The following is a 24,691-nucleotide window of genomic DNA, read 5'->3' as shown; positions in this document are numbered from 1 at the left end:
GAATACACCGAACAAGAGGTTCAAAAAGAATTTAGAGGACACTTTACATTAAAAAGATAACTCAACCCTCGTTAATAAAATAAAAAGCCCCCGCTTTCTTTTAGTAGAAAGCGGGGGTTACTTAATAAAAAGAATGTTATAGGTTTACTCCTAAAGTAAATACAATATTGGTGAAAGTTGTATTTACTAATCCTGTATCGGTTAAGCCTACTGAATATAGCTGCTGTCTTCGTTCCTGTTCTAATCTTGAATATGCAACGTCAAAATTATAATTACCAAAATTATATCCTAATCCTAACGAAAATCCACTAAGATCACCCACTGTAATTTTATCTTGATAAGGACTTTCTTCATATCGATATCCTCCACGTAAACTTAACTGGTTAATACGGTATTCACCACCAAGACGATAGGAAGAAGCTCCTTTTAATGCGTTTTCAATTATAATATTTTCAGTTTGGAAAGCCAAATCTGAAGTTGGTCTAAACTCAATAGCATCATAATTTTTATATGAGTAGTCAAAACTAATTAGCCCCTTTTTTCCAAAAATATAAGCGGCACTTGCCGCATATTTTCCAGGTGTTCTTAAATTATAATTGTCGTATACATTCAACACTGCAGGGTCAATTATTTCACGAATAGTTGTTTCATTTTCAGTACGTAATGTTTCTAAATATTGTGTAGTTTCTTCAGAAATCTCGTACCATGTGGGTGTGTCTATAGTTAAACCCACTCTAAATTCGTTGGATAATTTCGCAATAACTCCAACTTGTGCAGAAAAACCTGCTCCTCTAGTCCCAAGATTATTTCTAAATTTGATTTCATTTATTGTACTTCCTATATTAGAATTCGTTTCATATAATGTCGTAGATCTTAAATAATCGATCGTGTGCGAGTTCAAATTAATTCCAAAGTAGAAATTATCTGTGTACTGCGCTGAAAAATTAAAAGTATACTTTCCGTTATATCCTTCCGTAAAATAATAATATTCTTGATTATAGAAGCCAGGGGCAACATTAGAGGAGTAGGTAGTATTATTGGGATCTTCTGGATTAATTGGGTCGAAAATAAAACCTTGATACCCTAAAAAAGCATTCTGAGCATCAACTCCTTGTGTTGCTCCTAAAAAACCATATGTATTTGAAATAGAAGAGCCGTTTGTATTTAACCAGTTTAAAGGAATGCCTTGAGCTTGCGCTAAGAAAAATGAGCTAATTGAGGTGTTTCCTCTTCCCACTATAATTACTTGATCTTCGTGGTTTTGAGAATTTTCGTAATTAATTGCGATGCTAAATTTTTTCCACGGTGATTCTTCATTTGAATTATTAAAGACAAAAACCCCACCCGCTTGACTTAAATTGACATCAGTATCAATTGCTTTAATTGAATTGCCAAAGTATTCAGCATTATTTTCACGATCATAAACGGAAAACGTTGCTGATGCAGTATTGCTTAAAAAAACAGCGCTACCAGCAGGATTAATACCTATAGAAGACATATCACCTCCTAAAGCTCCAAATGCACCACTCATTGCACTAAACCGCGCAGTTCCATTAGTAAAATCTGATGCATATCGTAATCCGTCTGTGATATCTTGTGCATTAGCAACAGACATAGCTAGAGCAGCCATGAATAAGATAATGGTCTTTTTCATAATTTAAGAAAAGTGTTGATTAATAAAATATTTTGACTATCCGCGTCCGCCTCCTCGGCGCGTTCCACTACTTCTTGTAGTTCCGCTAGAACGGGTGCTTCCTGAACTTCTCATAGTTCCCGAACTTCGCCGGGGTGCAGATGACCTTCTCACTGAAGTATTTGTTCGTCTCGTGTTAGAATTTCTAATTGTTGATGGAGACGTAGAACGAGTTGTTCTCGTCGTTGGTCTCACCGATCTTGTATTAGAGCGCGTCGCATTAGAGCGTCTCATTATGTTGTTTGTAGCACTCCGTGTTGTTGCGTTAGAACTGTTTCTTCTTATAGACTCTGAACGTGAATAAGAGGAATTTCTTCCAGAAGAATTTGCATTTCTGCGAACATTCGTTTGAGATCTTCCATATACACTAGTGTTTCTTCTTCCCCTGTTATATGCAACAGAATGATGACCATGACCACCATAGTAAGGATTGTTGTAATTATAATATGAATTATAAAATCCGCCAAAACCATAACCACCGTAACCATAATAAGGATATCCCCATCCAAATCCTACATTCCAAAATGGATAATATCCACCGTAGTAAGCATGTCCGAAGCCAAAGCCGTATCCATATCCGTATCCCCAAAATGGTCGATACCATCCAAACCCACTATTATATACATTAACAGTAACATTTTCGGCATTAGAACCCCATGCGCCATATCCTTCTTCATAGTTTGATTCTTCAACTACAACATATCCATCTGCGTCTAAACGCTCACTTGTAGAGTAGGCTTCCACATCTGTAAAAATTGCGTCGTCTTCAGGAATTTCTTCATAAAGGCTTTCTTTAGATTGGAAGTATTGCTTATAGTAATTAGATTTGTCTTCTGCTTCTGCATATTCTACAGTTTCAGAAGTACTATTCGTTGAATAAATTCCATCATTATCTTCGTATTGATCTTGATACGTTCCGCATGATGTTAGGGTTGCAGCGATCATTCCAAAGAGCAATATTGGAAATGCTCTACGAAATGTTATATATAGTGTTTTCATGACGTTTATTTTAATTGTTGGACATTATAAAAATAACTAGTTTTGCCGAGACAATCTAATCATTTAACAAAGTCACAAGATTTGTGCCAAACTACGGACTATGGCGAAGAATTTAACTACACGTGCAGAGGATTATTCCAAATGGTATAATGAACTGGTAATCAAAGCTGATTTGGCTGAAAACTCTGGTGTTCGGGGTTGTATGGTTATTAAACCTTACGGTTTCGCGATCTGGGAACGCATGCAAGCAGAATTGGACCGCATGTTTAAAGAAACGGGGCATCAAAATGCATATTTTCCATTATTTATTCCAAAATCATATTTTAGTAAAGAGGCAAGCCACGTGGATGGTTTTGCCAAGGAATGTGCTGTTGTAACTCATTATCGTCTTAAGAACGCGGAAGATGGAAGCGGGGTTGTTGTTGATGAAGATGCGAAACTGGAGGAAGAGCTTATTGTTCGTCCTACTTCTGAAACTATTATTTGGGATACCTATCGTAAGTGGGTACAGTCGTATCGTGACCTACCCTTGCTTATAAATCAATGGGCAAATGTTGTACGCTGGGAAATGAGAACCCGTCTATTTTTAAGAACTACAGAATTTCTTTGGCAGGAAGGACATACGGCTCATGCAACTAAAAAAGAGGCGTTGGAAGAAGCAGAACAAATGATGCATGTATATGCTGATTTTGCTGAAAACTACATGGCAGTTCCAGTAGTAAAAGGAACTAAAACTGAAAGTGAACGTTTTGCAGGAGCTCTAGAGACTTATTGTATTGAAGCCTTAATGCAAGATGGAAAAGCATTGCAAGCTGGGACTTCGCACTTTTTGGGGCAAAATTTTGCTAAAGCGTTCGATGTTAAGTTTGCAACAAAAGAAGGGAGTCAAGAATATGTATGGGCTACGTCATGGGGTGTTTCTACTCGCTTAATGGGCGCGCTTATTATGACCCACAGTGATGATAATGGATTGGTGCTACCACCTAATCTAGCACCCGACCAAGTCGTGATTGTTCCGATTTACAGAAACGATGAACAATTTGATGCAGTGAGTGAAGTCGCTAAAAAATTAATGACAGAACTAAGAGCTCAAGGCATTCGTGTAAAGTTTGATAATCGTGATACACACAAACCGGGCTGGAAATTTAATGAATATGAATTGAAAGGTGTTCCTGTGCGAATTGCTATTGGTCCTAAAGATATTGAAAAAGGCACTGTAGAGATTGCGAGAAGAGATACCCTACAGAAAGAATTTATTTCGATGGAAGGTGTTGTAGAAAAAGTGACGTCTTTGATGGAAGAAATTCAAAACAATTTATTTAAAAAAGCAATAAACCATAGATCCGAGCATACTACTGAAGTAAACTCTTACGAAGAGTTTAAAGATATGTTGAAGACCAAAGGAGGCTTTCTATCAGCACATTGGGATGGTACAGCGGAAACTGAAGAGCGAATTAAGAATGAAACAAAAGCAACGATTCGTTGTATTCCAATAGACAGAAAAGAAGAAGCGGGAACCTGCATTTTTACTGGAAAACCATCTGTTGGACGAGTGCTTTTTGCAAAGGCATATTAATTTTTTTAAAAAAAGTTTCATTGTGATTTGGAACATTCAAAAATAGTTGTATTTTTGCATCCGCATTTGAAAATAAATGCAACATAAAATGGTCCGTTCGTCTAGGGGTTAGGACGCCAGGTTTTCATCCTGGTAACAGGGGTTCGATTCCCCTACGGACTACAAAACAAGATTAAAAAAAGAATTATGGCGAATCATAAGTCAGCATTAAAGAGAATTAGAAATAGCGAAACAAAACGTCTTCGTAACCGTTACCAGCATAAAACTGCTCGTAATGCAATGAAGAAGTTACAAGAAGCGACTGACAAGAAAGAAGCAGAGAAAATGTTTCCATCTGTTATTTCTATGATCGATAGGTTAGCAAAAAAGAATATTATTCATTCTAATAAAGCAGCTAACTTAAAATCTAATATGGCAAAGCACGTAGCAGCGTTGTAATATCTTTTAAAATATTTTATTTAAAAAAAACTCTTTCATAACTGAAAGAGTTTTTTTTGTCACTGTTTTAAAATTAGAGAAAAGAAGATTATTTTTTAGGAGCTCCTTTTATAGTTTTGGGACGAATGCTAAACTTCTTCCGCTTTGGTCGTAACTTACCATAAGTACCTAATGTAACTTTCCCTCTTTTTGTCTTCTTATCACCTTTCCCCATTATTTTTTGTTTTGTTGTTTCTTAATTGTTTTTTTATCGATATCAAATTCATTTGTTTTTTGATTCGTATTCCCTGTTGGATTGGTAGGGTTCTTTTGCTCGGTCTTTCTTTCAAACTTCTTGTCCATAATAGTATCTTTTAAAATTCAAATTCAAGATAATGAACACATATCTTAAATTCTATTAATCAGATACTAAAGTATGGTTAAAGTGGGCGTATGGAACGGATAAACTTCGGAATACCAGAAATTCCGTTTTCTGTAATCATTTTTATAAAGGCACTTCCAATAATGGCTCCTTTCGCCTGCTTTGTTGCTGCATTAAATGTAGCTTCATTGCTAATCCCGAAACCTACTACTTGAGGATTTTTTAAGTCCATTGTAGCAATGCGATTAAAATAGGTAGTTTGTTCATTTCCGAAGCCTTCTTGAGCTCCTGTAGTACTTGCACTACTCACCATATAAATAAACCCGTTTGAGGCTTCATCTATGGCATGTATACGTTCTTGTGAGGTTTGCGGAGTAATAAGAAATATATTTATTAGGTTGTACTTTTCGAAAATAGCGCGATAATGCGCATTATATTCTGCCAAGGGAAGATCGGGCAAAATGCAACCGTCGATTCCAATTTCGTTACATTCTTTACAAAATGCTTCTACGCCGTATTGGAGCACTGGATTAAAATAGCCCATAAGTATAAGGGGAATTGAAACTGTTTTTCGAATGTCCTTTAATTGCTCAAATAGTTTTTGCGTGGTCATTCCATTTAAAAGTGCCTGAGTAGAACTCGCTTGAATGGTGGGTCCATCTGCTAACGGATCACTAAATGGCAGTCCGATCTCAACTAAATCTACCCCATTTTTTTCGAGAGATTCTAAAATGGGTACTGTATCGTTCACCTCTGGATATCCTGCTGTGAAGTAGATGGATAGTAATTTTTTATCTTCGGAAAGTTTTTTATGTATTCGGTTCATGTGATCTTTGTTTTAAGTACGATAGATATCTTAAACTGCGTGAGGGATTGAAGTCGCTACCGTGTAGCGCTGAAAGCCCGACCCGGCCTAGGGGCACGCCCAATTATAAATTAAAATAGTCGATATAGGTTGTTAGGTCTTTGTCACCTCGTCCGCTAAGATTTACCACAACAATATCGTCGGGTTTAAATTTTCGGGTTTCGAAAATGGCAAGAGCATGACTGGTTTCGATCGCGGGAATGATTCCTTCAAGTTTACTTAGCGCAATGCCTGCTTCCATGGATGCTTTGTCGGTAATAGAAATAAATTCCCCGCGCCCACTTTGAAACAAATGCGCATGCATAGGTCCTACGCCTGGATAATCGAGTCCGGCAGAAATGGAGTATGGCTCGGTAATTTGACCGTCGTTGGTCTGCATAAGCAGTGTTTTGCTTCCGTGAATAATCCCCACTTTTCCCAATGCTGAAGTGGCGGCGCTTTGTCCGGTGTCGATTCCTTTTCCCGCAGCTTCCACGGCAATTATGCCAACATCGGGATTGTCTAAATAGTGGTAATAGGCTCCTGCGGCGTTGCTTCCTCCGCCAACACAAGCGACCACATAATCGGGATGCTCTCGACCTTCCTTTTCGAGGAGTTGTGTTTTTATCTCTTCGGAAATTACACTTTGAAACCGCGCCACCATATCTGGATATGGATGGGGTCCAACGACGCTTCCAATAATGTAATGCGTATCTTCTGGATGATTAATCCAGTCACGAATGGCTTCGTTTGTAGCGTCTTTAAGCGTTTTGCTTCCGCTGGTGGCGGGTACAACGGTGGCTCCTAACATTTTCATGCGTGCTACATTCGGCGCTTGGCGTTCAATGTCGATCGCACCCATATACACAATGCATTCTAATCCCATAAGGGCACATACGGTCGCAGTTGCAACACCGTGCTGGCCTGCACCTGTTTCGGCTATAATACGCGTTTTTTTAAGACGCTTCGCCATTAAAATTTGTCCAATAGTATTGTTTACTTTGTGCGCACCAGTATGACACAGGTCTTCGCGTTTTAAATATACTTTGGTATTGTATTTTTCTGAAAATCGTTTCGCATAATACAAAGGCGTGGGGCGCCCAACATACTCTTTAAGTAATTCTTTAAATTCTTTCTGAAAGGCATCATCGGACATTACTTTTAAATAGTTTTGCCGTAATTCTTCTACGTTTGGATAAAGCATTTCGGGGATGTAAGCACCTCCGAACTCGCCATAGTATCCTTGTTCGTTTACATTGTAGTTCATAGAGTTGTTTTGTTCGGTTCGTGTAATTCCGTTTTTAATTTCGTCATGCATCAAAAAAATTAGAGTTGATCCATGAACTTTTCTAATTGCGACACCTTTTTTCTTCCTGGTTCGCTTTCAAATTTACTATTCACATCGATCGCTAGAATAGGTAGTCCGCTTGTTACAATTTCTTGTACCTCTGAAAGTGAATCTAAGCCAATGCCGCCACTTAATACAAATGGTTTTTTTGATGGGTAGTTTTTTAATACAGACCAATCGAATGTGAATCCGTTGCCGCCTTTGTTCTTTCCTTTCGTATCGAATAGAAATGCATCGACATAGGGCTCGTACGGTGGGAGTGTTTCAAAATTGAATGCATCTTTAATAGAAAATACTTTCCATATATTTAGGTTAGACGTTTTTTTCTGAAGGCTTTTACAGTACGCTGGAGTTTCTTCCCCGTGTAGCTGTATTATATCTAATTGATGGGTCTCTATGGTATTAAGAATAGTTTCTTCTGAAGCATTTACAAACACTCCCACTTTTTTTACTCCCTCTGGCAAGGTGGGTATAGCGTTGTTAAAATATCTCGGACTTTTATCGTAAAATATGAATCCAAGATACGCTGGTTGTAGGGTTGCAACCTCAACCGTGTTATATTTCATTCCACAAATTTTTATGGGTAGTTTCATGCTTTTAATTTTTTAATAAATTCTGAAGCACTTTTCCCAGGGTGGGTTGTTTTCATGAAATTTTCGCCAATTAAAAAACCTTGAAACCCATAAGGTTTTAATTCTTTTATGGTCTCAACAGAGCTAATTCCACTTTCTGAAACTTTTACAAAATCGTTTGGGATGTCTACAGCTAATGTTTTACTCATTTCGATCGAGACTTCAAAAGTCTTTAAATTCCTGTTGTTCACGCCCAACATGTCTACTGAAGGTAATAAGCTACGATCTAACTCTTCTTTACTATGTACTTCCAGCAATACATCGAGTGATAGTTGTTTTGCTATTTCCGAAAATTCTTTTAGTTGGTAGTTCGAAAGACAGGCGGCGATTAATAAAATTGCATCGGCACCATACGCTTTCGCTTCAAAAATTTGATAGGGATCTACAATAAATTCCTTCCGAAGTAATGGAAATTTTACAGCATCTCTTGCCACTAACAGGTCATCTAAAGACCCTCCAAAGAATTTTGTATCGGTAAGGACAGACATTCCACTTACCCCAGCAGTTTCGTATCCGCTTGCTACATCTTGAACTTCGGAAGAAGCATTTATTAACGACTTGCTTGGCGATCTCCTTTTGTGTTCTGCAATGATTCCTGTATGAGAATTTCGAAGCGCAGTTGCTAATGAGTTAGGCGTGCGGTCGAACAAAGGAGCTTGCTCTAAAAGTGATATGGGAAATGCATTTTTTTTTGCAGCCACTTCTTTGTGCTTGTATGCTGTAATTGTTTCGAGGATAGTCATTGTGTCGATTTTTATAAATGAGAATTATTGTTTCTCACTAAGTGTTTTTAGTGTATTAAGTACGCGCGTTGCCTTTCCAGACACCAATGATTCTTTTGCTTTTTCGAATCCCTCCTTTATTGAACAATGCTCTACAGTCGAAATTGCCATTCCCGCGTTAGCGCACACCACGTTATTCTGTGCCTCTGTTCCTTTTCCGTTAAGGATACTTAAAAATATATCGGCCGATTCTTTTACCGATTCCCCACCATAAATATCGGACTGCTCAATTTGATCGACACCAAAGTCCAGTGGAGTGAGAATTTGTTCTGATGCATTCGAGATCATTTTTACGGGACCAGTTAAAGCAATTTCGTCGTATCCGTCCATGGCATGCAATACCGTGTAATTTTTATCGCTTTTTTGATATAGGTATCCGTACATACGTGCCAACTCTAGATTAAACACTCCCACAAGCTGGTTTTTAGGAAATGATGGGTTTACCATGGGTCCTAACATGTTAAAGAACGTTTTTACTCCTAGTTCTCTTCTAATAGGTGCCACATTTTTCATTGCGGGATGAAATAATGGAGCATGTAGTACACATATTCCAGCTTCCTCTAAACAACGGCGTAAGAAGTCGGGGTCGTTACTAAATTTTATTCCGAGATGTTCCATTACATTACTACTTCCACTCACAGAAGAAACTCCGTAATTACCGTGTTTGGTAACCATAACACCAGCACCTGCCGTAATAAACGAGGAAAGGGTTGAAATGTTGAATGTATTTTTGCCATCGCCACCAGTTCCACAAAGGTCGATGGTATTGTATTGGCTTACGTCTACCGCGAGACACAAATCAAGTAGTGCATCACGGAAGCCTTCTAATTCTTCGAGCGCAACACTCCGCATCATGTATACTGTTAGAAAAGCTGCAATCTGACTCTGATTGTATTTGTCTTCAGAAATTGCAACCAGTACATCTCGTGCTTCTTCTTTGGTAAGCTGTTCGTGATTAATTAATCGGTTTAATATGTGTTTCATTTTACTTGTTTCAATTTGTCTGCTGTGCTTTCGCAGGACGATGCTCCACGTTGAATGTGGTGTTTTATTACGTATTTAGAGAATTTAATTAAAGCAACATATTCTCATCTTGTTTTTCTCTATTGACGAACGATACGCCGTTCTGACTTTAAAGGGAGTGAGGTGATTTTTTATCAACTCTCTACCCAATTTTTTATAATTTGTTTCCCTTTCGGGGTTAAAACGCTTTCGGGATGAAATTGGACGCCACGAACGTCGTATACTTTATGTCGAAGCGACATGATCTGTCCGTTCTCATCTACCGATGTTATCTCTAGCGCATTTGGAAAATCTTCCTTTTGCACTACCCATGAGTGATATCTTCCAATTTCTATTTCGTCACCAAGCCCTTTAAAAAGTGGTTCATCACTTACTACTATAGTTGCTTTTGTTGCCACACCGTGAAAGACATTGTCGAGATTCGTAATACTCCCTCCAAAAACTTCACCAATAGCCTGTTGACCTAAGCAAACGCCTAGTATGGATTTGGTGCTCGCATAATGTTTAATTACTTCTTTTAATAACCCAGCTTCGTTGGGAATTCCTGGACCTGGTGATAAAAGGATTTTGTCGAATTCTGCTACGTCCTCAATATGAAATCGGTCGTTTCGGAGTACGGTCACTTCGCAATCCAATTCTTCTAAATAGTGCACAAGGTTGTACACAAAACTGTCGTAATTATCTATAACTAGAATCTTCATATTCAAATTGTTTCTGCTAATTCTAACGCTTTTGTAAGCGCCCCTAATTTGTTATACACTTCTTGTAATTCGTTTTCTTCATTGCTTTCAGAAACAACACCAGCTCCTGCCTGATAATGTAATTCATGATTTTTACTCACAAAAGATCGAATAATAATGGCGTGATTAAAGTCTCCTGTAAAATCCATAAATCCTATAGCTCCGCCGTAAAATTCCCGGGAGGTTCTTTCATATTTTTCTAATAATTGCATCGCACGATGTTTAGGAGCACCACTTAAGGTTCCTGCAGGAAATGTATCGGCGACAATTTGCATGGTAGAAGTTGTTGCTTTTTTTGTAGCAGTTACTTTGCTTACTAGATGTATTACGTGCGAAAAAAACTGCACTTCTCGATAGGTTTCCACTTGTACGTTACTTCCGTGACGACTTAGGTCGTTTCTTGCAAGATCGACCAGCATGACATGTTCGCTATTTTCTTTGGTATCTGCAGAAAGTTTTTTAGCAAGTTCGGCATCTTTCTCGTCGTTACCAGTTCGCTTAAATGTTCCCGCAATAGGGTGAATTTCGGCACGATCCCCTTTTACAACCAATTGTGCTTCAGGAGAACTTCCAAATATTTTAAAACTTCCGTAGTCGAAATAAAATAAATATGGCGAAGGATTCACACTTCGTAAGGCGCGATATACATTAAATTCATCCCCTGTGAATTCTTGGGAGAATCGCTTGCTCGGTACGATTTGAAACACGTCTCCACGTTGACAATGCTCTTTACATTTTAAGACCAATTCTTTAAACTCCGAATCCTTCAAATTTGTCTTCGGTGCATCTTTTCGTTTGAACGAGTACTCCGCGAAATTTTTCGACTTTAAAAGCTGTTCTATGGTTGCAATATTATTATCATCTTTATACGTATGTGAAAAAATATACGCTTCATTATTAAAATGATTAATGGCAATTATGTTTTGATATACTGCATAATACATATCGGGGATTTCCAGATTTCCTTGCTTTTTTTCTACGGAAAGATCCTCGAAATAACGAACTGCATCGTACGCCATATAGCCAAAAAGACCATTATTTATAAATTTGAATTCATTATTTTCTGAAACAAACGAACTCGCAAATTTTTCTAAGGCAACAGGAACACTAACCGTATTTGTAATAGCAATATTTTGTTGACGCCCATTTGGAAAAACCTCGGTAATATGTTCGTTTTTTATCGTGATAGAAGCAATCGGATTGCAACAAATGTAACTGAAACTATTATCGTTCGCATGATAATCGCTACTCTCCAGGAGAAGACTGTTGGGGAATTTATCACGCAACCGCAAATACACCGAAACTGGAGTAAGCGTATCTGCTAACAATTTTTTAGAATAGGTTTTTAATTTATACTTCATAATTTATACAATAAAAAAAGGCTTGTCGTGATAGACAAGCCTTTATATATGGTTACATACTACAGGGACTCTCTCACGATGTTTTTCGTAAGTTATTCCACCACCAAGTATGTACTTTATTTGTGTTCATTGATTTCGATTTCAAATATAGAAATGAATTTGAAACTTACCAATGAATTCGATTAAAATTTAAGCGTCACTTTTAATTCGAAGGTATCTGAAATTGTATTGTCTCCAAGGTTATCGAAGAAACTCCCACTTCCGTAACGTACACCGAATTTAGTTCTATCCACCTTTAAGGTTGTTGAAGCGAAGTCGGTTCCCATATCCATATCAAAATTTACTGGGTGTGTTTCTCCTTTAATGGTAAGATCGCCATTTACTAAATATCCATCTGCATTTTTTGTAGCATTCTTAATCACTAATTTGGCGGTTGGATATGTTTCAATTCCGAAGAAATCATCACTTTTTAAGTGACCTTCCAGTTTTTCTTTGCCTTCGCCTTCGAGATCCATTACGTTAATCGATGTCATATCTACTACGAACTCACCTCCTGTTAATTGCTCATTTTCAATTTCGAGGTAGCCCGATTGCAGGTTAATGGTTCCATTATGAGATCCTAAAACTTTTTTTCCTTTCCACTCAATAGTGCTTTCTTTAATGTCTATTCTTTTTGTCATTGTGTTTGTAAATGAAGCAGCACCAAATGTAACTGCTAAGATTAATACTGATTTTAAAACTGTTTTCATCGTGTTATATATTTAGTGTTAGGTATTAAAAGTTTCGAAGTGCATCTAGCAAATCGTTTAAAGTTTGAAGTTGATTATTGGATAATGCATTAAGCATCTTAGTATTATTATTTTCTATTAAAGGATCGATTTCTAACAATAGATTTAACCCATCTTCGGTAATTAAAATTTCTACTTTCCTCCGATTCTCTTTACAAATACTGCGTTTTACATACCCCTTCTTAATAAGTTTATCTACTAATCTAGTTGTGTTACTGCTTTTATCAATCATACGCTCTTGCACGGTAGATAAGTTCGCTGGTTTCCCTTTTTGGCCTCGCAGAATACGAAGCACATTAAATTGCTGACTCGTAACATCAAACCTTTTTAAAATTTCTGAACCAGATTCTTCTAATATTCTTGATGTGTAAAGGATGTTAATTACTGTTTTAGTATTTAAATCCATTTGATTTGATTGTATAGCTTCTTCTATGCTCATAGTTGTTGTTACAATATTTGTATGTACAAATGTATGAGAATATTTTATTTCTAAAATTATTTTAATAAAAATTTATGATTTTTGTCGAGCGCCTTTTTTTTTAAATATTAACCAAACGTTAAAACTTATTTGAATACCGCTCGCAATCAATACATTTACGCTATGAAATATGTGTACATATTAGTTTCAATTTTAACCTTAAGTGCTTGTAAGGATAGCACAAAATCGGATTTGGGAAAAGAAGTTGTTTCTGAAATTAGTGAGGCGACGAGTGGGGCGATTTCTGAAGAACGTATTCCTTTTCTTTCATATTCAGAATTAGAACCACTGCTTCAGAAAAAAAACGATACTACTTATGTAGTTAATTTTTGGGCAACTTGGTGCAAACCATGCATTGCAGAACTCCCTTACTTTGAAAAAATAAATAAATCTTATTCAGAAAAAAAAGTAAAAGTAATTTTGGTGAGTCTAGATTTTCCAAAGAAAGTAGAGAGTCAAGTACTTCCCTTTATTAAAAAAAATAAACTGCAGTCACATATAGTCCTTTTAGACGATCCCGACGCAAATAGTTGGATTCCTAAAGTAGACGAAACGTGGAGTGGAGCCATCCCTGCCACTCTTATTTATAAGAATGATTCCCGTAAATTTTATGAGAAATCATTTACCTATGACGAGCTTGAGAACGAAATACAATCCATTTTATAAATAGATAAATCATGAAAAAAAATCATTTAATTTTTAGAGGAATCGCTGTTTGTACACTACTATTCGGTATTTACAGCTGTAATAATTCCATGACAGAAAAAAATACGGAGACGGTGGCAGATCTTCCCCAAAAAGAAGTCGCTATGATGGAAGAAATTCCTTCAGAAAAAAACATTGCTAAGGGATATACAATCGGAGATGAGGCTACTAACTTCAGGTTGAAGAATATAGACGGTAAAATGGTATCGCTTTCAGATTACCAAGATGCAAAAGGATTTGTTATTATTTTTACTTGCAATACATGTCCATTTGCCGTTGCCAGTGAAGATCGAATTGTTGCTTTAGATAAAGAGTACAAAACAAAAGGTTATCCAGTAATTGCGATTAATCCAAATAATCCAGATGTTCAACCTGATGATACGTTCGAACTTATGCAGAAAAAAGCTAAAGAAGCTGGATTTACATTTCCGTATTTATTTGATGAAAGTCAGAGTATTTATGCGAAATACGGTGCAACAAAAACACCACACGTTTATTTACTTCAAAAAGAAAAGCAAAAACATATTGTAAAATATATTGGTGCTATCGACGATAACGTTCGTAATGCCGACGCTGTAAAAGATACTTTTTTAGCAAATGCCATCGATGAATTGCTCGCGGGTAAAGAAGTAACTGTAAAAGAAACCAAAGCAATTGGTTGTTCTGTGAAACAATAGCATTTTAAAAACGTGTATAAAGACCGATCTACTCTTATTTGTAGGTCGGTTTTTTTATTGACTACTTTAAAAAAAACACCTCATTTTATGGCTCTTTTAGAAAGGTAAGTATAAATTCTTTTTTATCAATTTTTAGAACATTTAGTTTAAGTAGTAAGTTTTATGATTAGTTTATAAGAATGTTTACTTTTACAAAAAAACTACTATCATGGCAGACTTGACCCAAGCGCAATGGAGCGAACAATTAGAAGCAGATGAACATGCAGTAATTTTAGATGTTCGTACCGATGCTGAAGTTGCAGAAGGATATATTCCTGAAGCTATTCATATGGATATATTTAATGCAGGGGCATTTATGGAAAAAGCTAAAGAGTTAGATACATCAAAGAATTATTATGTGTACTGTCGATCTGGTGGAAGAAGCGGGCAGGCCTGTGCAATTTTAAATTCATTAGGTTTTAATAATACATATAATTTAATGGGCGGATTTTCTGAATGGAACGGGGCTTCCACAAATTCCTAAGACCTTTTTATTTATGAAAAAATCCCTTCTCATTATATTTGTAGCTCTACTAGCTCTATATAGTTGCCAGCAAAAAAGCTCGGCTGTGACTAAAATGACTCCGACAGAAGTAAATAATTCCTTTTACACGAGCGAGGATGCACAACTCATTGATGTTCGTACTTCCCAAGAATTTACTGTTAGTCATTTAAAAGATGCTCAAAATATTTGTGTTACTAATGACGATTTTGAAGAGAAAGTGAAAAATCTAGACAAGAACAAACCAGTTTATCTATACTGTAAAAAAGGAGGTCGAAGCGCTAAAGCAGCCGAAATTTTAGCAGATATGGGTTTTAAAGAAATCTACGATCTACAGGGAGGTATTACAAATTGGGAAGAAAGCGGCTTCGAAACCGAAAACTAGCACTTTTACTTCTTAAATATTTTAACAGCTTGATTCGCACTACGTTAAATTGACGCTAAACCTGCATCTGAAAAAATCTTCACGGGCCTTCTCCACGTATCTTTAAGTAAAACAAAATTGTTTTGCTATGAAAAATCAGGATCAAATTGTTCGTGAAGAACTTAGAAAGTTCATTAAAAAAAGTTGTACGACTGAAGCTATTTCAGAAAGAACCTATCGTAAATTTCACACCTCATTGTTAAAGTTTTTCTTTAGTGCTGTCGACGTCATAATTGATTATGACGAACAGTCAATCCTTCTTTATAATACAAAACCTTTAACAAACGATCCTGTAAAATTATTTTTTCTTCATGAAGCTATGAAGACTACTGTTTCTTACGATAATCTTGAAGAAACTTTAAAAGGGTGTTTAGAACAGGGAACCAAACAAACAAAATTTTATCACTCTATTTTACTACATTATAATCTACCAGAACATACTACAAACAATCCCGACACTTTAAGTGCTTAATTGGTCACATCCTTAGGAACCAATAGGGAGTAATCTCCACCATTACGCGCGAGATCGCGTACTATTGAAGAAGACACATAAGAGAATTTCGGACTAGAAATTAGAAAGAAACTATCAACGCCATTCACTTCAGCATTTGCTTGGGCAATGGTTTGTTCGTACGTGAAATCGGAAGTATTTCTTACACCGCGTAAAATACAATTAGCCTCTTCTTTTTTACAAAACTCGGAAGTAAGTCCTTCGTACGTCTTAACTTTTATTTTTTTATTACCTTCAAAAATAGCTTCGATCGTTTTTTTGCGGTCCTCTAGTGACCACATGTATTTCTTTTCAGCATTAATGCCAATTGCGATAATAATCTCATCAAAAATTTTTAAGCCTCGTTCAATAATATCAACATGACCTAAAGTAATAGGATCGAAAGAACCTGGAAATACTGCTCGCTTCATTTCTAACATTTTAAATATGTAAGTTAAAGGTACGGTTTATAGATGATATTCTATATTGTGTGAAACCTCCTAATGCAATTCACTCTAAGGTTGTTTTGCTTTAAATACTGCTTCCTCTATCAGAATAGAAAAAAACTGCGTCAACGTCATTCCGGCTTCTCTCGCCTGCTTCGGAATAATACTTTCTTTTGAAAGCCCTGGATTTGTATTGGTTTCAATAAAATAAGGCACTCCTTTCTGAATAATAAATTCGCTTCGAGTCACCCCGCTCATATTCAGTAAAGTGTAAATTCGTTCTGCTTCCAACTGTACTTTTTTAGTAATCTCTTCGGAAATACGTGCAGGAGTAATCTCTTCAGATTTCCCTAAATATTTAGCTTCGTAATCAAAAAAGTCGTTTTCTGAAACAATTTCGGTAGGAGAAAAAATATGAATTTTTCCGTGTTCGCTATAAGCTCCTACTGAAACTTCGGTACCTACTAAAGCCGTTTCAATAAGAATTTCAGAATCTTCTTTAAATGCTTTTTCAATGGCGGGTTGCAATTCTTCTATCGTGTATACCTTCGAAATTCCAAAACTAGATCCAGCTCTGTTAGGTTTTACGAAACAAGGCAAACCAACTATTTTTATAATTTCTGAAGCGTCGATATCATTTCCTTGATTCACAAAATACGAGTTAGCGCATTTAATTCCGAAGTTTTTTAAAACTGAAAGGCAATCGCGTTTATTAAAGCTCAACGCTGCTTGATAGAAACCGCTGCTTGTTTGTGGAATATGAAGCAACTCTAAATAAGCTTGAAGGTAACCATCTTCACCAGGAGTTCCGTGGATGGTATTAAAAACAACGTCGGGTACAATAGTTTTGTCGCCCCATATAAAGCTAAAATTAGATCTATTAATTTCATGATGACTGTCGTCTTCGGCCACAAAAAACCATCCCTCTTCCAAAATATGTATAGGAAAGACGTTATATTTCGTTTTGTCAAGTGCTTCGCAAACTACTGCGCCACTTTGTAAAGAAATTTCAAATTCGCTTGAATAGCCGCCCATAGCGACCGCAATGTTTTTTTTCGTCATAACAAAAAGATAAAAGCTACGTTCAATAGACGACGGTTTTTATAAATCGATCGCTATTACAAAAATATCATTATGCAATGTAAAAATACTAACTTTGGTTTCCTATTTTTGCACTCTTAAGCTGAAGTCTATGTCATTTATTAAATTCTTATTTACGAAGGTGTTTTTAAAGCAAGTTCTATTTGCGATTCTAACATTAATCGTACTTTCCTTTTTAATTTTGTGGTGGTTACGAATGACGACCAATCACGGGGAAACGATAGAGGTTCCAAGTTTAGCAAAACTATCTTTAGATAAAGTAGAGGAGCAATTAGACGAATTGGATCTAAGGTACGAAATTCTAGATTCAGCAAATTACAACCCCGACTTTCCAAGGTACTCTGTGATTGAGCAAATTCCGAAAGCGGGAAAATATGTAAAAGAAAATAGAAAGTTATACCTAACCTTAAATCCTTCTGGTTACCGAAAAATAACAGTGCCGAATGTGGTAGGTAAAACACGAAGACAGGCAGAACCCACTTTGCTTTCAATGGGTTTTGAAATAGGAAAAGTAAGTACACGACCTTATATCGCAAAAGATGAAGTTTTGGAAATGCGATACAAAGGAGCAAAATTAAAACCTGGAGATGAAATTCAGAAAACATCTGTTATCGACCTAATCGTTGGAGATGGCTCTGGAAGCCTACGCCCAAATATGGACGATTCAGACACCGGGGACACTTCAAATACAAGCGATGACGCAGGACAATAATTCTTCTGAGGATACTTCAGATAATGGTAGTGACGAGCTCTACGAACACCATAGATTTATAGCAGACAAAGGGCAACAGCCACTTCGAGTTGATAAATATTTAATGAATCGTATTGAAAATGCGACGCGTAATAAAATTCAGAAAGCAGCGAAAGATGGAAATATCTTCGTAAACGATGTAGCGGTAAAATCGAATTACAAAGTAAAGCCAAATGATCTAGTTACGGTATTATTTGAGCACCCTCCTTACGAATATTTATTAACGCCCGAGAACATTCCATTAGATATTGTTTATGAAGATGATGTGTGTCTTGTAGTAAATAAACCTCCCGGGATGGTCGTGCATCCAGGACATGGAAATTACAGCGGAACCCTCATTAATGCTTTAACGTATCACTTTGATAACCTTCCAAATAACAGCAGTAATCGCCCTGGATTGGTACATCGTATCGATAAAGACACAAGTGGGCTTTTGGTAATTGCCAAGACAGAAGAAGCTATGGTACATTTGTCTAAACAATTCTTTAAGAAAACCACCGAGCGTGAATATATTGCATTGGTCTGGGGTAATATAGAAGAAGATGAAGGTACTATTGAAGGGAATATTGGGCGTCACCCTAAAAACCGTTTACAGAATACTGTTTTTGAAGGAGAAGATGCTGACGAAAAAGGAAAGCATGCGGTTACTCATTTTAAAGTATTAGAACGTTTGGGATACGTTACTTTTGTTTCTTGTAGACTAGAAACAGGGAGAACACATCAAATTCGGGTACATTTAAAATATATAGGACATACACTTTTTAACGACGAACGTTATGGTGGAGAACGAATTTTAAAAGGAACTACCTTTAGTAAGTACAAGCAATTTGTAGAAAACTGTTTTAAAGTGCTTCCAAGGCAGGCGTTACATGCAAGAACACTTGGATTTAAACATCCTGTTTCTGGAGAAATGATGCGGTTTGAAGCGCCCATTCCTGATGATATTTCAGCATGTCTGGAGCGATGGAGAAATTATTCGAAACACGTGATAGAATAAAAAAAACCGAAGCAAGTTGCTTCGGTTTTTTTACATATTTATGTGATTATTGTTTAATCCATTTACCTGTGTAATTGTTCTTTCCATCAGAGACATTCACCAAATACAATCCAGATTTTAAATTTCTTAGATCGAATTGTCGATTGGTATTTTCAGTAAGGGAGGTGGTTTCAGAAAAAACTACTTTTCCATCGATACTGAAAATCTTAACATCGGCTGCTTCAATTGAAATAGGAAGCTCTAATCTTAGAATTCCCTCTGAAGGATTAGGGCTAATACTTAATGAAATTGCTTCAGAAAAATCAGGCGTTGCCAGTGTTACATCTAAAGTAACTAATCCATCTCTAGTATTATTTCCTTTGTAGCCATTCCGAAGAATTTTATCTGCATTGTAAGGAACATTTAGGTTATAGGTATTCACAAATGTTGAATCTACATCTGCGCCAAAATTAAGGGTATACGTATTGGCGGTAAGGTCAAGCATTCCATCGTTATCTACATCACCCAGAACAGCACCATTTAAGAATGTAAAACCGTAAGGGCGGAGTGGAAACCCATCTAGTTCTCCGCTTCCATCCATGGCATATGCGTGAATAAAACCAAGGCCTTCAGCATCGGTTAAGGTACTTGGAAAAATAATATCCAATACATCATCGTTGTTAATATCTGCTATTGACAGAACACCTTCGGTACCGCCATATTTTTCAATCGGAAAATTAGCAATATTCTCTCCTTCTGGCGTTAATCCATACACTGTTGGAAGATCACTACCATCTGTTGAAGAATCTCTATCTGACATAAATATTTCAAAAACATCATCTCCATCAATATCAAGAACAGTTGCTGGAGAAAACGTCCATCCTGGTCTTGCAATTGGCCAACCGTCTGCATAGGTACCATCGTGATTCATTACATAAAATGCAGCGGCATCGCCATGATTACTTCCTATAATTTCCAACTCATCATCGTCGTCCACATTTGCTAATATGGGGGACTGATAGCTGTATTTAACCGCAGGGTCTACAACAGGGAATCCGTCTAACACTTCACCATCACTATTAAAGACATACATACCTCCAGAAGAAGCTGCAATAACTACATCGTTGCTCCCATCATTATCTACATCTCCAATAGAGGGAGTAAATGCAGGGGTTGCAGGGATTTCGACTGGCCAACCATCATTAATTTCGGTTCCGTCCATATTGAGTGCATGAACAAATCCTTGTGTGCTTCCAAAACGTTCTCCTGTTACAATATCGAGTGTTCCATTTCCATCTACATCGGCTACTGCAGGCGCATTTATCATCCATTTATTCTCAAAATTAAGAGGCCATCCAGGAAGGTCATTTCCTTCATTATCGGTTAAGTACACTCTACCCACTGTCGTAGGATATCCAGTATTTATTATAATTTCAACCGTCCCATCATCGTTAAGATCTACTACGGTAGGTGGTAAAAGTATGGGGCCTTCTACTGCTTTTTCAAAGAGAACGGTCCCGTCCCCATTAAGCACATAGAGGGTTGTGTTTATTCCGTAAATAATTTCTTCTGTTCCATCGTTATTTACATCGGCAAGGGTAACGCCACGAGAATTTTTTATCTGTGGATTTGCCGGTTTCCCAAAGCTAAACATGAGATCTGCTGGAAGCAGCGATTCTTGTGTGTTCGAAAATGAGGATAAAGGAACTGAAGTCACAGAAATTGTTCCATCATCATTAAGAGAGGCCATTTTTCCCATCGGTTCTTGCGCATTCACAGAGATTAATGCAGCAAGGAAAAATGCTGTAATCAGGGAGTTAATTTTTTTCATTATGATTAGTTTTAAGTTGTAATTTAAAGCAATCTGCTTTATCTATGTTTCGAAGTTAACAAAATAATCCTATAATAGCACGTGTAAATTTAATAGGGACATAAAGGATTCTTATACATCTAACCTTCTACATATACATATCTTTGTTATTTTTGAATAAAAACATCTTATGAAAATTGTAGTTTCTCCGGCTAAAACTTTAGATTTTGAATCTCCGTTACCTACTAGTAGAGGCACACAACCAAAGTTTCTCGAAGAAGCGGAAGCGCTGAATGCAAAACTTGAAAGAAAATCGAAAAAAGCAATAGGTGAATTAATGAGCATTAGTGATGCATTAGCCGACTTAAATTATCAACGCTATAAATCTTTTACAACACCCTTCACAAAATCTAATGCAAGACCTGCTATATATGCATTTGCAGGTGATGTATATACTGGACTAGATGCTTATACGATTCCCACAGAGCAGATCGATCTAGTTCAAAATACACTACGAATTCTTTCAGGAATGTATGGAGTACTGCGCCCTTTAGATCTAATGCAACCTTATCGTCTAGAAATGGGAACCAATCTAAAGATAAACAGAAAGAAAAATCTTTATGAATTCTGGGGGAATAAAGTGACAGATATATTAAATGAAGAATTAGACACTAACGAATTGTTTTTAAATTTAGCTAGTCAAGAGTATTTTAAAGTAGTGCAACCCAACCGTCTTAAGGTACCCATTATTAGTCCTGTTTTTAAAGACTTTAAAAATGGCAAATTAAAGATCATCGCCTTTTTTGCCAAAAAAGCAAGAGGGAGCATGGTTCGATATGTCATAGATAATAACATTAAAACACTAGAAGGCATTAAAGGTTTTAATTATGATGGTTACAATTACAGTGAGACACATACCGAAAACGAAAACGAACCTGTTTTTATAAGGTGATGTTTGAGCATACTCATCCATACAAACCTTTTATCCCTGAACATACTACGAAATTAATTGTAGGTACATTACCGCCTCCCCGCTTTACCACAGGAGCCTTGAAAGAGAATGATGTTGATTGGTGTTACGGAAGTCGTGATGGACAACTTTGGCCCATTCTTAATGCGATGTTTCAACTAAATCTTAGTTTCGAAACTACCCAAGAAGCAATAACGCAACGAAAAAAATTTTTAAAAAAACGACATATTGGGATATGTGATATCGTTGCCTCTGCAAAACGGGAAAAAATAGATGCTTCAGATATGGGAATGCAGGAAGTAGTACTTCGAAATCTTATCGAAGTTCTTACTGAAAACCCATTAATAGACACATTACTATTCACAGGAGGAAATAGCAAGAATGGACCCGAGTATTTTTTCCGAAGACTTTTAAAAAAGCATCAAATTCAATTAAAGGTTTTAAACAACGAAGTTCCTAGAATACATTGCTTTACTTTACCCATTTCTGCCGAAGATAAAAATACGAATGTTCGTATTATAAAAACAGTATCATTAACAGCTCCAAGTGGTGCAGCTAATAGAGCAGTGGGAAGTCTTCAGAAATATAAGGACATGAAAGCTGCAAACCCAGAGATAAGTACAATCGATTTTCGTATTGCACAATACACCCCTTTCTTCTAATTATCATTGAGATAGAGCAACATTAAATTTATGTAAACTTCCTTTTTTCTGTAAATCGAATGCCAAATAGAAATAGTAAGTTTAGTATCTTAGCAACCGAAAAATACATACTTATGAAATATATTTTTACTCTTTTATTGGTCATGGCTGTAACATTAGTGAATGGTCAGATTCTAAATGAAACCTTCGATGACAGCGCTGGATTCACAACTTCTTCTCCCTTTTTCTCTGATGGTGGTTTTGATTATTTCGGACTTGCTATTGTAAACGATTACAACGGAGGTGATATTCCTTCAGGCTTAAAAGAATATACCGGGTTCGATGGAGGATTTCTTACTGGAATGGACTTAGATGCTGAGGGAGAAGCAATTCCTTTTGTAGTAACTTGGACAGGATTAGATATTAGTGGAGCTACCGACCTTTCTTTTACTGGTCAATTTGCAGAATTTTTCGACGATCCAGGAGATATTGATGCAGCCGACTATATTCGTGTAGAGTACCAAATCGACGGTGGCGGCTATCAAAATTTAATTGCTTTTGAAGGAGCAGACTTTACCAGCGGATCTTCGAACGGAAATTTTAGAGAAGATACTAATTTCGACGGAGAAGGTGACGGAACAATTCTTACAGGAGCTGCACAAGCATTTGTAAAAGCCATTGCAGGAACAGGTAATACGATGGATTTAAGAATGACTATCTCTTTAGATTCTGGAGATGAAGATTTTGCAGTCGACTCGTTTATGATTAACGACGGTACAGGTGGAACAGACACAATTCCTCCTACACTTACTTGCCCTGCAAATATGTCAATGGATAACGATGCTGGACTTTGTGAAGCTGTAATAACATTTAACAATGCTACTGCTACAGATAATTCAGATCCAAATCCTGTAGTAACTCAAACGGAAGGACCAATGAGTGGAGAGGCATTTCCTGTAGGCGTTACAACAGTAACATTCATGGCAACCGATCAATCTGGAAACTCAAGTACATGTAGTTTTACAGTAACTGTCAACGATGTGGAAAGTCCCTCGATCGATTGTCAAGATCAAAACATTATTTTAGAGAATAGTCAAATGTATGCTGTACCTAATTACGTAGGGGACGGCATTATCTCTGTAACCGATAATTGTAGCGATAGCCTAACCATCCTGCAAATCCCAACTCAAGGAACTGTTGTAGGTGGAGGAGTTACAGAAATTATAATAAGGGCTACCGATAGTAACGGAAATATGTTCGAATGTTCTTTCAACCTTAATGTTGACAATACATTAAATGTCGAAGAAAATACTTTGAATATTATTTCTATGTATCCAAATCCAGCGACCGATCGAGTAACAATTTCTTCCGAAGTGGAACACGTAGAAATTTACACCATTACGGGACGTGTTGTTTTGAAAACGAAACAAAATAGCTTTAATGTACGTTCATTACCTTCTGGAATCTACCTCGTTCGAATAACTACCGAAACGGGTTCTGTTGTAAAACGCTTAATTATAGAATAGAAATTTTAAACACCTTTAAAGAGCCCGTGTTCATAGCTAGAATACGGGCTTTTTATTTGTTCTCAATTTAATTCTTCTGAAACTTTTGTCTGTCTGTAAAGGATTTCCTTCTGAAAGAGTTTTGTTAGATATTATATTCCTCTTCTGAAGCTTTTTTTTAATGTAAACTAACTTATATTTCTAAATTCACATACACACTGTTATTTCTTTTTCCTGAAACAACTTAGCACAATGACGCCAATCTTTGTTTCTTTTTTAATGCAAAACCATTCTGAAACAGGATCATATGTTTTAGAAACACAAATACAATTACCCCAAGAAAAAGCCCCGCTTTCTACAAAAAGAAAGCGGGGGCTTTTTATTTTATTAAAGAGGGTTGAGTTATCTTTTTAATGTAAAGTGTCCTCTAAATTCTTTTTGGACCTCTTGTTCGGTGTATTCGATTTGGAACCAATAATCACTTGAAGGCATCGGGTTTCCGTTAAAAGTACCATCCCATCCATTTCCAGTAGGGCTTATCTGTTTTAGCAGTTTTCCGTAGCGATCAAATATATAAATTTTTGGTGATGG

29 protein-coding genes and 1 tRNA gene are annotated in these 24,691 nt (G+C 36.7%); 13 read left to right on the top strand and 17 right to left on the bottom strand.

Features of this window, described 5'->3' with window-relative positions:
- Nucleotides 1-136: 136 nt before the first annotated feature.
- Together ULVI_RS00895 and ULVI_RS00890 are read right to left on the bottom strand one after the other, a co-directional pair.
- On the bottom strand, nucleotides 137-1,654 hold the full coding sequence (locus ULVI_RS00895; protein WP_068588501.1) for an OmpP1/FadL family transporter: 1,518 nt from the start codon (nucleotides 1,652-1,654) through the stop codon (nucleotides 137-139).
- 36 nt (nucleotides 1,655-1,690) lie between these two features.
- A complete protein-coding gene (locus ULVI_RS00890) occupies nucleotides 1,691-2,692 on the bottom strand; it encodes a hypothetical protein (protein WP_068588498.1) in 1,002 nt (333 codons plus the stop codon).
- Between the two features lie 100 nt (nucleotides 2,693-2,792).
- On the opposite strand from ULVI_RS00890, the gene proS reads away from it, so the two are divergent.
- The 3 genes from proS to rpsT all read left to right on the top strand — a co-directional run bounded on the left by proS (nucleotide 2,793) and on the right by rpsT (nucleotide 4,706).
- A complete protein-coding gene (gene proS / locus ULVI_RS00885; protein ID WP_068588495.1) occupies nucleotides 2,793-4,268 on the top strand; it encodes a proline--tRNA ligase in 1,476 nt (491 codons plus the stop codon).
- 90 nt (nucleotides 4,269-4,358) lie between these two features.
- Nucleotides 4,359-4,430 (top strand) — tRNA-Glu (locus ULVI_RS00880).
- Nucleotides 4,431-4,454: 24 nt separating this feature from the next.
- Nucleotides 4,455-4,706, top strand: coding sequence for a 30S ribosomal protein S20 (rpsT, locus tag ULVI_RS00875; RefSeq protein WP_068588492.1), 252 nt, complete (start codon nucleotides 4,455-4,457; stop codon nucleotides 4,704-4,706).
- Nucleotides 4,707-4,794: 88 nt separating this feature from the next.
- Here rpsT and ULVI_RS00870 read toward each other — a convergent pair whose 3' ends face one another.
- The 11 genes from ULVI_RS00870 to ULVI_RS00825 form a co-directional block, all read right to left on the bottom strand.
- Nucleotides 4,795-4,920: a 30S ribosomal protein THX gene (locus tag ULVI_RS00870; protein ID WP_068588489.1), complete on the bottom strand. Its 126-nt coding sequence runs from the start codon at nucleotides 4,918-4,920 to the stop codon at nucleotides 4,795-4,797.
- Nucleotides 4,920-5,048, bottom strand: a complete 129-nt coding sequence (locus tag ULVI_RS15720; RefSeq protein WP_262485575.1) for a hypothetical protein — start codon at nucleotides 5,046-5,048, stop codon at nucleotides 4,920-4,922. The genes ULVI_RS00870 and ULVI_RS15720 overlap by 1 nt, the downstream gene beginning before the upstream one ends.
- A 77-nt stretch (nucleotides 5,049-5,125) precedes the next feature.
- Nucleotides 5,126-5,893 (bottom strand): tryptophan synthase subunit alpha, encoded by a 768-nt coding sequence (trpA, locus tag ULVI_RS00865; protein ID WP_068588485.1) that lies wholly within the window; start codon nucleotides 5,891-5,893, stop codon nucleotides 5,126-5,128.
- Between the two features lie 103 nt (nucleotides 5,894-5,996).
- Nucleotides 5,997-7,178, bottom strand: a complete 1,182-nt coding sequence (gene trpB / locus ULVI_RS00860) for a tryptophan synthase subunit beta (protein WP_068588515.1) — start codon at nucleotides 7,176-7,178, stop codon at nucleotides 5,997-5,999.
- Between the two features lie 59 nt (nucleotides 7,179-7,237).
- On the bottom strand, nucleotides 7,238-7,852 hold the full coding sequence (locus ULVI_RS00855) for a phosphoribosylanthranilate isomerase (RefSeq protein WP_241780940.1): 615 nt from the start codon (nucleotides 7,850-7,852) through the stop codon (nucleotides 7,238-7,240).
- Entirely contained in the window at nucleotides 7,849-8,634 is a 786-nt protein-coding gene (trpC, locus tag ULVI_RS00850) for an indole-3-glycerol phosphate synthase TrpC (RefSeq protein WP_068588481.1), read from the bottom strand. The genes ULVI_RS00855 and trpC overlap by 4 nt, the downstream gene beginning before the upstream one ends.
- Nucleotides 8,635-8,658: 24 nt before the next feature.
- Nucleotides 8,659-9,657 carry an anthranilate phosphoribosyltransferase gene (gene trpD / locus ULVI_RS00845; protein WP_068588476.1) on the bottom strand — a complete coding sequence of 333 codons (999 nt, stop codon included), beginning with the start codon at nucleotides 9,655-9,657 and terminating at the stop codon, nucleotides 8,659-8,661.
- 173 nt (nucleotides 9,658-9,830) lie between these two features.
- A complete protein-coding gene (locus ULVI_RS00840) occupies nucleotides 9,831-10,397 on the bottom strand; it encodes an anthranilate synthase component II (RefSeq protein WP_068588474.1) in 567 nt (188 codons plus the stop codon).
- 2 nt (nucleotides 10,398-10,399) lie between these two features.
- The gene (locus ULVI_RS00835) at nucleotides 10,400-11,797 is read right to left on the bottom strand and encodes an anthranilate synthase component I family protein (protein WP_068588471.1); all 1,398 of its coding nucleotides are present in this window, start codon (nucleotides 11,795-11,797) and stop codon (nucleotides 10,400-10,402) included.
- A 182-nt stretch (nucleotides 11,798-11,979) separates the two neighbouring features.
- On the bottom strand, nucleotides 11,980-12,546 hold the full coding sequence (locus ULVI_RS00830) for a YceI family protein (protein ID WP_068588468.1): 567 nt from the start codon (nucleotides 12,544-12,546) through the stop codon (nucleotides 11,980-11,982).
- A 25-nt stretch (nucleotides 12,547-12,571) separates the two neighbouring features.
- Nucleotides 12,572-13,024, bottom strand: coding sequence for a MarR family winged helix-turn-helix transcriptional regulator (locus ULVI_RS00825; RefSeq protein ID WP_068588464.1), 453 nt, complete (start codon nucleotides 13,022-13,024; stop codon nucleotides 12,572-12,574).
- Nucleotides 13,025-13,186: 162 nt separating this feature from the next.
- Here ULVI_RS00825 and ULVI_RS00820 point away from each other — a divergent pair, with 162 nt between their 5' ends.
- The 5 genes from ULVI_RS00820 (at nucleotide 13,187) to ULVI_RS00800 (ending at nucleotide 15,882) form a co-directional block, all read left to right on the top strand.
- Entirely contained in the window at nucleotides 13,187-13,729 is a 543-nt protein-coding gene (locus ULVI_RS00820) for a TlpA family protein disulfide reductase (protein WP_068588509.1), read from the top strand.
- Between the two features lie 143 nt (nucleotides 13,730-13,872).
- Nucleotides 13,873-14,445 (top strand): thioredoxin family protein, encoded by a 573-nt coding sequence (locus tag ULVI_RS00815; protein ID WP_068588504.1) that lies wholly within the window; start codon nucleotides 13,873-13,875, stop codon nucleotides 14,443-14,445.
- Between the two features lie 208 nt (nucleotides 14,446-14,653).
- Nucleotides 14,654-14,968, top strand: a complete 315-nt coding sequence (locus ULVI_RS00810; protein ID WP_068588461.1) for a rhodanese-like domain-containing protein — start codon at nucleotides 14,654-14,656, stop codon at nucleotides 14,966-14,968.
- A gap of 13 nt (nucleotides 14,969-14,981) precedes the next feature.
- Entirely contained in the window at nucleotides 14,982-15,371 is a 390-nt protein-coding gene (locus ULVI_RS00805) for a rhodanese-like domain-containing protein (RefSeq protein ID WP_068588458.1), read from the top strand.
- Between the two features lie 127 nt (nucleotides 15,372-15,498).
- On the top strand, nucleotides 15,499-15,882 hold the full coding sequence (locus ULVI_RS00800; RefSeq protein ID WP_068588455.1) for a hypothetical protein: 384 nt from the start codon (nucleotides 15,499-15,501) through the stop codon (nucleotides 15,880-15,882).
- Here ULVI_RS00800 and coaD read toward each other — a convergent pair.
- Together coaD and ULVI_RS00790 are read right to left on the bottom strand one after the other, a co-directional pair.
- Nucleotides 15,879-16,331 (bottom strand): pantetheine-phosphate adenylyltransferase, encoded by a 453-nt coding sequence (gene coaD / locus ULVI_RS00795; protein ID WP_068588452.1) that lies wholly within the window; start codon nucleotides 16,329-16,331, stop codon nucleotides 15,879-15,881. The genes ULVI_RS00800 and coaD overlap by 4 nt on opposite strands.
- 84 nt (nucleotides 16,332-16,415) lie before the next feature.
- Entirely contained in the window at nucleotides 16,416-17,408 is a 993-nt protein-coding gene (locus tag ULVI_RS00790) for a D-alanine--D-alanine ligase (protein ID WP_068588449.1), read from the bottom strand.
- A 130-nt stretch (nucleotides 17,409-17,538) separates the two neighbouring features.
- Here ULVI_RS00790 and ULVI_RS00785 point away from each other — a divergent pair, with 130 nt between their 5' ends.
- Both ULVI_RS00785 and ULVI_RS00780 read left to right on the top strand, forming a co-directional pair.
- On the top strand, nucleotides 17,539-18,159 hold the full coding sequence (locus ULVI_RS00785) for a PASTA domain-containing protein (protein ID WP_068588445.1): 621 nt from the start codon (nucleotides 17,539-17,541) through the stop codon (nucleotides 18,157-18,159).
- Nucleotides 18,143-19,195, top strand: coding sequence for an RluA family pseudouridine synthase (locus ULVI_RS00780; protein ID WP_068588442.1), 1,053 nt, complete (start codon nucleotides 18,143-18,145; stop codon nucleotides 19,193-19,195). The genes ULVI_RS00785 and ULVI_RS00780 overlap by 17 nt, the downstream gene beginning before the upstream one ends.
- Nucleotides 19,196-19,241: 46 nt before the next feature.
- Here the strand turns inward: ULVI_RS00780 and ULVI_RS00775 are convergent, their stop codons facing one another.
- The gene (locus ULVI_RS00775) at nucleotides 19,242-21,005 is read right to left on the bottom strand and encodes a T9SS type A sorting domain-containing protein (protein WP_068588439.1); all 1,764 of its coding nucleotides are present in this window, start codon (nucleotides 21,003-21,005) and stop codon (nucleotides 19,242-19,244) included.
- A 169-nt stretch (nucleotides 21,006-21,174) separates the two neighbouring features.
- On the opposite strand from ULVI_RS00775, the gene yaaA reads away from it, so the two are divergent.
- From yaaA to ULVI_RS00760, 3 genes are all read left to right on the top strand, one after another.
- Nucleotides 21,175-21,936 (top strand): peroxide stress protein YaaA, encoded by a 762-nt coding sequence (gene yaaA, locus ULVI_RS00770; protein ID WP_068588436.1) that lies wholly within the window; start codon nucleotides 21,175-21,177, stop codon nucleotides 21,934-21,936.
- Nucleotides 21,936-22,616, top strand: a complete 681-nt coding sequence (locus ULVI_RS00765; RefSeq protein WP_068588433.1) for a uracil-DNA glycosylase family protein — start codon at nucleotides 21,936-21,938, stop codon at nucleotides 22,614-22,616. The genes yaaA and ULVI_RS00765 overlap by 1 nt, the downstream gene beginning before the upstream one ends.
- Before the next feature lie 113 nt (nucleotides 22,617-22,729).
- Nucleotides 22,730-24,121 (top strand): HYR domain-containing protein, encoded by a 1,392-nt coding sequence (locus tag ULVI_RS00760; RefSeq protein WP_197463460.1) that lies wholly within the window; start codon nucleotides 22,730-22,732, stop codon nucleotides 24,119-24,121.
- 381 nt (nucleotides 24,122-24,502) lie between these two features.
- On the opposite strand, the gene ULVI_RS00755 is transcribed toward ULVI_RS00760, so the two are convergent.
- Nucleotides 24,503-24,691: T9SS type B sorting domain-containing protein (locus tag ULVI_RS00755; RefSeq protein ID WP_157632539.1), on the bottom strand; the 189-nt coding region annotated here is incomplete at its 5' end.

The organism is Cochleicola gelatinilyticus, from assembly GCF_001637325.1.
In the GTDB taxonomy this organism is placed as follows: Bacteria; Bacteroidota; Bacteroidia; order Flavobacteriales; family Flavobacteriaceae; genus Cochleicola; species Cochleicola gelatinilyticus.
The sequence above is the reverse complement of the archived record's forward strand: the minus strand, read 5'-3'. Positions and strand labels throughout refer to the sequence as shown.